Here is a 444-nt window from a genome sequence, read left to right as displayed (position 1 = left end):
GACCTCAATGCGCCCGACATCATCGTGCGCAACGAGAAGCGCATGCTGCAGGAGTCGGTGGACGCGCTGCTCGACAACGGTCGTCGCGGCCGGGCCATCACCGGGTCCAACAAGCGCCCGCTGAAGTCGCTCGCCGATATGATCAAGGGCAAGCAGGGGCGCTTCCGCCAGAACCTGCTGGGCAAGCGCGTGGACTACTCCGGCCGCTCGGTCATCACCGTCGGTCCGACCCTCCGCCTGCACCAGTGTGGCCTGCCGAAGAAGATGGCGCTGGAGCTGTTCAAGCCGTTCATCTACTCCAAGCTGCAGTCTCTCGGCTATGCCTCCACCATCAAGGCCGCCAAGAAGATGGTCGAGCGCGAGCTGCCGGAGGTGTGGGACATCCTCGCCGACGTCATCCGCGAGCACCCCGTGCTGCTCAACCGCGCCCCGACCCTGCACCGC

General features: G+C 66.0%; 1 pseudogene. It reads left to right on the top strand.

Going from position 1 to position 444, the window contains the following annotated elements:
- Positions 1-444 (top strand): annotated as a pseudogene (locus FEI13_RS18865) (DNA-directed RNA polymerase subunit beta'); the annotation flags it as partial.

Origin of the sequence: Halomonas urmiana (assembly GCF_005780185.1) — a bacterium.
Classification (GTDB): domain Bacteria; phylum Pseudomonadota; class Gammaproteobacteria; order Pseudomonadales; family Halomonadaceae; genus Halomonas; species Halomonas urmiana.
The sequence above is the reverse complement of the archived record's forward strand: the minus strand, read 5'-3'. Positions and strand labels throughout refer to the sequence as shown.